At 35.9% G+C, this 5,266-nt stretch carries 6 protein-coding genes; all 6 read left to right on the top strand.

Going from position 1 to position 5,266, the window contains the following annotated elements:
• On the top strand, positions 1-306 hold a 306-nt coding region (locus U9P79_02690; GenBank protein MEA2103537.1), incomplete at its 5' end, for a hypothetical protein.
• 22 nt (positions 307-328) lie between these two features.
• Complete coding sequence (locus U9P79_02685; GenBank protein ID MEA2103536.1) at positions 329-622, top strand: DUF3795 domain-containing protein; 294 nt, start codon at positions 329-331, stop codon at positions 620-622.
• Between the two features lie 134 nt (positions 623-756).
• The gene (locus tag U9P79_02680) at positions 757-1,683 is read left to right on the top strand and encodes an ABC transporter ATP-binding protein (protein MEA2103535.1); all 927 of its coding nucleotides are present in this window, start codon (positions 757-759) and stop codon (positions 1,681-1,683) included.
• The gene (locus U9P79_02675; protein ID MEA2103534.1) at positions 1,680-2,999 is read left to right on the top strand and encodes an ABC transporter permease; all 1,320 of its coding nucleotides are present in this window, start codon (positions 1,680-1,682) and stop codon (positions 2,997-2,999) included. Before U9P79_02680 ends, U9P79_02675 begins: the two co-directional genes overlap by 4 nt.
• Positions 3,000-3,032: 33 nt before the next feature.
• Positions 3,033-4,010, top strand: coding sequence for an endonuclease/exonuclease/phosphatase (locus tag U9P79_02670; GenBank protein ID MEA2103533.1), 978 nt, complete (start codon positions 3,033-3,035; stop codon positions 4,008-4,010).
• A complete protein-coding gene (locus U9P79_02665) occupies positions 4,007-5,074 on the top strand; it encodes a DNA methyltransferase (GenBank protein ID MEA2103532.1) in 1,068 nt (355 codons plus the stop codon). Before U9P79_02670 ends, U9P79_02665 begins: the two co-directional genes overlap by 4 nt.
• Positions 5,075-5,266: the final 192 nt, after the last annotated feature.

Raw genomic sequence — 5,266 nt, 5'->3', positions numbered from 1 at the left:
CTCGAATATGGCAATGATTTTAACGATATGCTTAAGTATAGATTGAAAGAACTCTGCATAAAAAAGATTGATTGCATTTACATTGACCTGCCTCTCTCAAATCCGGTTACGCAAGTGTTTTGTGCAAAAATCGAAAAACTCGGTTTCTTTTTTGCCGGAATTATTCCCGAATTATTCAACGGCGATTACCTCCGCCTTCAATACCTTAATAATGTTGACCCGAATCTCGATAATGTTTGCATTGCTTCTGATTTCGGCAGAGAACTTTTCGATTACATAGTTTCCGTTTATGAGGAAATTGGATGATGAATAAAGAAACGGAAAAATTATGATAACTGCCTGCGGAGTTTATTGCGAAAAAGAATGTCATGCTTTTGGCGATGAGTGTCAGGGGTGCAACAGTTTAAAAGGAAAAGTTTCTTGGGCAAAATTCATCGGCAAAGAAACATGCCCGATTTATCAATGCGTAAATGATAATGGATTTGATACCTGTAAAGAGTGTAAAAAACTCCCCTGCGATATTTGGTTGAAAGAGACTAAAAATCCATCCATGACCGACAAAGAATTCAAAAATGATATTTCGAGAAGAATGGATAATCTGCGAAAATATTATGAAATATGATACACAGAACCGGCACTGACCTGTTCGGTAATTGTCGAGTTTGGTCGCAAAAAATTTCTATGATCAAAATAATTGACACAAAAACAACTCACTTGTTCTCACAAACAAATAATAATTTTTAAACGAGGTAAAATGTGATCAGAATAGCAAATGTTAGTAAAAATTATGGAAATATTCGTGCTTTGCAAAACATTTCTCTACAGATAAATGAAGGAGAAATATTCGGCTTGTTGGGTCCGAACGGTGCTGGAAAAACTACTCTGATAAATTTGCTAAATACTCTTCTCAATTTTGATAAAGGAAATATTGAGATACAAGGGAAAAATATTTCTGAAAATTCTGAAGAGATCAAAAAAATTCTCGGCGTGATACCACAGGAAATCTCGCTTTACAACGACCTTACCGCTGAATACAATCTGCATTTCTGGGGAAAAATGTATGGTCTGAAAAAACCACTCCTCATGAAAAAAGCAGATGAATATCTCAAACTCGTGGGATTGTATGACAGACGCAAATCTGCGGTAAGCACTTTTTCCGGCGGAATGAAACGTAGGTTGAACATTGCTGCCAGCCTGCTCCACGATCCTCAAATACTCCTGATGGACGAACCGACTGTGGGAGTAGATCCGCAATCTCGAAACTATATTTTCGAACTGATCGAAAAATTGCATGAAAACGGTAAAACGATTGTTTATACCACTCACTATATGGAGGAAGCGGAAAGGCTTTGCAACCGAATTGCAATAATAGATCACGGAAAAGTTATTGCACTCGGTACAAAAAATGAATTGTATGCAATATTGGAAAATGAAAATGCGATTGAGTTCACTTTTCAAAACACATTTCAAGAAAACGAATTTCCCCCTTTACCACAAAATTTTTCATACCAAATAATTGCGGACAAATCAATCCGTATTAGCGGGAAAAATATTCTAAAAAATATACCGCTTCTAATCAAAAACGTTGATAATTATAAAAACGGTTATGTGGATATTCGAATCAGTAAACCGAATTTGGAAAATGTTTTTTTAAGATTAACCGGAAGGGAGTTGCGAGAATGAAAATTTTAGCCTTGATAAAAAAGGATATTAAACAATTTTTTAAATCACGTTCTGCTGTGGTGTTAACCTACTTCGTTCCAATGGTTCTAAGCCTGATATTTGGTCTTGTCTTCGGTGGTTTGGGCAGTTCCGGTGGAATTAGTGAAATAAAAATTCTGCTGGTGGATGATGATAAAACAGAATTTTCCGAGCAATTCCGTACAGTTTTAGATAGTTTGCCGGAATTAGCCATTCACACAAAATATGTCATCGGAGATTCTACCTGTCTGTTCACTTTGGACAAAATGGACGATTGGATAATTCGCGGAAAGCGAGGATTGGGAGTTTACATTCCAGCCGGATTTCAGCAAAAAATGGATGGTGGCGAACGGCTTCCTCTCGAAATACATTATGATCCGAAATGCCAAATCGAATACGGAATCGTGAGTGGCATGATCCAAAAAACTATTATGTCAAAATTTCCCAAAATACTGATGAATAGTATGTGGAAAAAGTCTGAAGATTTTCTTGGCATCGAAAAAAACGATAAATTCAAATCCGAAATTTCATTTGCGGTATCCAAATATTTTCCGGATGCAAATTTGGATGACAAACCAATTGAAACATCTGCTGTCAAAAGTATTTCTTCAGAAAATTCTCAAAATGCAGATTCCAATTTTATGGAAAATCCTCTTGAAATAACGAAAGTTGAGTTGCTCGGACAGAAAGAAAAAAATCCGATGTACGCTCAATATATAGCAGGAATGGCGGTGATGTTTCTGCTGTTTTCGGTTACTCAAGCAGGTGCATCAATTCTCGAAGAAAAAAATGACGGAACCATAAAAAGGTTGCTGATTGCTCCGGTTTCCAAGCAACAAATCCTGACGGCGAAAATGCTTTTTTCCACTTTGATGGGAATTAGCCAACTCTTAGTTTTGTTTATCTTCGGTTGGTTGGTTTTTGGTTTGAATATCTTTCAGGACATTCCCGCCTTACTTACAATGATCGTTGTTACAGCTTTGGCGTGTTCATCTATCGGGATTTTTATTGCAGCAATTTGCGGTAATCTCCGAACCGTGAACAGCCTTTCAACTTTGCTTATTTTGACGATGTCCTTACTTGGAGGAAGCATGGTTCCAATTTTTTTCATGCCCGGATATATTCGCCTAATTAGTAAATTTACCCTCAACTCGTGGGCAATGCACGGCTTCACCAACATATTCTGGAGAAATCTACATCTCGGTGATATTCTGCCGGATGTGGGAGTTCTCTTTGGAATTTTTCTTGTTTTTTATTTTCTCGCTGTGAAAATATTTGAAAAAAAATTGGCGGAGTGATATTTTTAAATATAATAAAAGGAATAAAAATTTATGAAGGAATATTCAATAAGTTGGTGGAATTTGGAAAATTTGTTCGATGTGGAGAATTCACCAAATCGTGCGGATTGGTTGCAGAAAGAGCTAAAGCATGAGCTCAAAGGCTGGAATGCAAATATTTTGCAGACGAAAATCGAGCAACTGAAGAAAATTATTGAGCAAATGAATAGCGGGAAAGGTCCTGACATTCTCGGAGTTTGCGAGGTGGAAAATAAGCAGGTTTTAGAAAAATTAGTTTTAAATATTAATTTAACTGATCGAAATTATGAGATTGCTTATCACGAAACGCAAGATCAAAGGGGAATTGACATTGCATTTATTTACGATGAAAATATTTTGCAAGTCGAAAACCAGTTTTCATATTTCGTTCTAAAAAGAACTGCAACTCGCGACATCGTTCAGGTTAATTTTCGCACCTTAAAAGGCAATCAACTTATCCTAATTGGCAATCATTGGCCCTCTCGAAAAGGCGGCGAAAGTCATTCAGAACCATATCGAATTATTGCAGCAGAAACTCTGGCATATTGGAATAAAAAAATTATCGAGATTTGCGGCAATGACGTTGCTATCATCATTGCCGGAGATTTTAATGATGAACCATATTCACGGTCAATCCAAGAATATGCTCTGTCTATTCCTCTGAAAAAAAAAGTTGTCTATTCTCGCATTCCCAGATTTTATAATCTAATGTACAAATTTTTATCGCAAGGAATAGGTTCATATTACTACAATTATTTCCCGAGTTTATTTGATCAGTTTTGGGTATCAAAAGGTTTTATAACTCACAATTCTGCCTTTAGTTTAGCAAGAAATGATTCGGGCGATTTGAAAGTTGAGGTTCTTATGTTTGAGGAAATGAATTCCAAAGGGCGATATCCGGATCCTATCAGATTTGGAAGACCTTCAAAAAAACTTAACCTCAAAGGATTCAGTGACCATTATCCTATTGAGTTAAATATTGAGGAAAAATGAAAACAAAAATTGATAAAATTATAAATATTTTGGGAAAAAACTTGGAAAATGACAATTTGCTCGAAATCAAAAAGGAAATCGGATCGCTTATAAAAAATGCAGAAAATCGGAAAACGGATAAACAGGGAAAACTCCATTTGATAATTGAGGATCGAACAATAAGTATTAGCCAAAAATATCTTAAAAATGAGTTAAGCCAAATCGCTGAAACGAAAACTTTGGAGAGGACAAAATACTATATCCGAAGATTGTTGCGTGGATTGAGGGAAAAGAAAACGAATAAGGTCAATGACATCAATCTTTATCGCTGGAAAGAATATGACGATATAATCACCGACAGCCTTTGGATGCTCAAAAAACGGGATGGTTCCGGTGCTCATTCAGCGGAATATTGGGGGAATTTCATTCCTCAAATACCAAATCAATTTTTGAAACGATACACAAAAAAAAACGATTGGGTGCTTGATCCGTTTTTAGGCTGTGGAACTACGCTTATCGAATGCAAAAGATTAGGTCGAAATGGGATTGGGATAGAATTGCAAAAAAGAGTTATTGAAATTGCACATAAAAATTTAGAAAGTGAAAATTCCACAGAAAATAAGGTTAAGTTTGAACTAATAAATGCTGATAGCAGCCACATCAACCTGAAAAAAACTATGCAAAAATTGGGAATAGAATCTGTTCAATTTGTCCTCCTACACCCACCGTATTGGGATATTATTCAATTCAGTGAAGATGAACAGGATTTATCGAATGCAAAATCTCAAAAAGAATTTCTTCGACTCTTCGGGCGGGTGATAGATAATACCGTAAAATTTCTGGATAAAGGAAGATATTTTGCGATAGTCATCGGCGATAAATACGAAAAGGGAGAATGGATTCCCTTAGCATTTTATACGATGCAAGAAGTTATGAAACGCGGATATAAATTGAAATCTACTATCGTGAAAAATTTTGATTTTACAAAAGGAAAAATGAACCAAAAAGAATTGTGGCGTTATCGAGCATTAGTCGGCGGATTTTATATTTTCAAGCATGAATATATATTTGTTTTTCAAAAATGATTAGTAAAAGTAAACCACAAAGGACACAAAGGAAAAAATCAAAGATATTAGGATGGAATGAAAGCCAAAATAATCAATGTAGCACCCGAGTCCTCTCGTGTGAAAAATATGCAATAATGAATCTAAATAGTGTCCATCCGTAAAGTATGATTTTTCGACCTCACCCCGACCCTCTCCTATCGAGGAGAGGGA

It is taken from the genome of Candidatus Cloacimonadota bacterium (assembly GCA_034661015.1).
Classification (GTDB): domain Bacteria; phylum Cloacimonadota; class Cloacimonadia; order JGIOTU-2; family JGIOTU-2; genus JAYEKN01.
Note: the sequence above shows the minus strand (reverse complement) of the source record. Positions and strands in the feature narration are given on the sequence as shown.

What these genes read in the sequence shown, in the direction of transcription:
- U9P79_02685 (MEA2103536.1), top strand. Translation starts at nt 329, where the DNA reads ATGATAACTGCCTGCGGAGTTTATTGCGAAAAAGAATGTCATGCTTTT.
- U9P79_02675 (MEA2103534.1), top strand. Translation starts at nt 1,680, where the DNA reads ATGAAAATTTTAGCCTTGATAAAAAAGGATATTAAACAATTTTTTAAA.
- U9P79_02670 (MEA2103533.1), top strand. Translation starts at nt 3,033, where the DNA reads ATGAAGGAATATTCAATAAGTTGGTGGAATTTGGAAAATTTGTTCGAT.
- U9P79_02665 (MEA2103532.1), top strand. Translation starts at nt 4,007, where the DNA reads ATGAAAACAAAAATTGATAAAATTATAAATATTTTGGGAAAAAACTTG.